The sequence below is a fragment of the Nitrobacter sp. 62-13 genome, from assembly GCF_001896955.1.
GTDB lineage: Bacteria > Pseudomonadota > Alphaproteobacteria > Rhizobiales > Xanthobacteraceae > Nitrobacter.
In genome coordinates, this window is the sequence record NZ_MKRN01000193.1 from 1 (window position 1) to 1,892 (window position 1,892).

General features: G+C 58.7%; 2 protein-coding genes. Both read right to left on the reverse strand.

Annotated elements, in window-relative coordinates:
- A partial coding sequence (gene rho / locus BGN91_RS14840; protein WP_292614430.1) for a transcription termination factor Rho occupies nucleotides 1-1,219 on the reverse strand: 1,219 nt, incomplete at its 3' end.
- A gap of 455 nt (nucleotides 1,220-1,674) precedes the next feature.
- Nucleotides 1,675-1,892: CopD family protein (locus tag BGN91_RS14845; RefSeq protein WP_292614432.1), on the reverse strand; the 218-nt coding region annotated here is incomplete at its 5' end.

Consider the following 1,892-nt stretch of genomic DNA (forward strand, 5'->3'; position numbering starts at 1 on the left):
GCAGCTTGTCGAGCAGGAACTCGATCGCATCCATGGTGCCCATCGGGTTGAGAATGCGCCGCAACACGTACATCTTCTTGAGCAGTTGCGGGTCGGTGATCAATTCTTCCTTGCGGGTGCCGGAGCGGGCGATGTCGATCGCCGGGAAGGTGCGTTTGTCGGCGACCTTGCGGTCGAGGATCAGTTCCGAGTTGCCGGTGCCCTTGAACTCCTCGAAGATTACTTCGTCCATGCGGCTGCCGGTGTCGACCAGCGCGGTGGCGATGATGGTCAGCGATCCGCCTTCCTCGATGTTGCGCGCTGCGCCGAAGAAACGCTTCGGACGCTGCAAGGCATTGGCGTCAACGCCGCCGGTCAGCACCTTGCCGGAAGAGGGCACGACGGTGTTGTAGGCGCGCCCCAGACGCGTGATCGAATCGAGCAGGATCACGACGTCGCGGCCGTGCTCGACCAAACGCTTGGCCTTTTCGATCACCATCTCCGCGACCTGGACATGGCGCACCGCCGGCTCGTCGAACGTCGAGGACACGACCTCGCCCTTCACCGAGCGCTGCATGTCGGTGACTTCCTCCGGGCGCTCGTCGATCAGAAGAACGATCAGATAACATTCGGGATGATTGGCGGTGATGGAGTGCGCGATATTCTGCATCAGCACGGTCTTGCCGGTGCGCGGCGGAGCCACGATCAGCGCACGCTGTCCCTTGCCGATCGGAGCCACGATATCGATAACCCGCGCCGACAGATCCTTGCGGGTTGAGTCCTCCAGCTCGAGCCGGAACCGTTGATCGGGGAACAACGGAGTGAGGTTATCGAAGTTGACCTTGTGCTTCGATTTCTCGGGGTCCTCGAAATTGAGCGTGTTGACCTTCAACAGCGCGAAATAACGCTCGCCTTCCTTCGGGCTGCGGATGTGGCCTTCGATGGTGTCCCCAGTTCGCAGGCCGAAGCGGCGGATCTGCGACGGCGAGACGTAGATATCGTCTGGACCCGGCAGATAGTTAGCGTCCGGCGAGCGCAGAAAACCGAAGCCGTCGGAAAGAACCTCGACCACGCCTTCGCCGATGATATCGATTTCCTGAATCGCCAGTTGCTTGAGAATGGCGAACATCAGCTCCTGCTTGCGCATGGTGCTGGCATTTTCGACCCCAAGCTCTTCCGCAAACGAGACGAGTTCGGCTGGCGTCTTGGCCTTGAGGTCTTGAAGTTTCATTTCCCGCATTGGGAGGGTCCTGTGGAACGCTTCGAGGAGGATCGTCGGATGGGTTCATGAAGGTGCGGACAGGTTGAAAGGAACGTCCGCAGATCCTGACCGTGAAAAAAACCTTGGGCGAGGAAGATGCCGAAAGGCTTCAAACCTGACATGGCGGCCGGTTCAGTTCAGGAGACCGGAGCGCGACCACATCCGCCTGCTTGGGGTGGGATATCCGCAATATAGAAAATTGACTGCTTCCGTGCAAGGAGGAGTGCATCAGTCTTCCGTCGAAGACTGCGTGCCTGAAAATAGCTCGGTAACTGTCCCCAACTAGCCGTCTTGGCCGCGTCTTGCCTCTCCGGCGACCCCTGGCGGCAAATCCCGCAAGATGGATGGCGGTTTAGCGCCGGACAGCACGCAAGTCATTGATTGACGGCATTATTTTTCATTCTTCGGCGGCAACTTCCACTTCCGACCCGGCCTTACGGCTTGACGATGACGAGTATGACGATGCCGACCATCAAAGCTGTAACCACCTCGTTGATAATGCGATAAAATTTTTGACTCACCGCATTCCGGTCGGCCGCGAAATCCCGCACGCGGCGGGCGAAATAGCCATGGATGGCGGACATCAGGATCACCAGCACGAGCTTTCCCTGAAACCAGCCCGCCAGATACCACTGATGCTCCCACATCATAT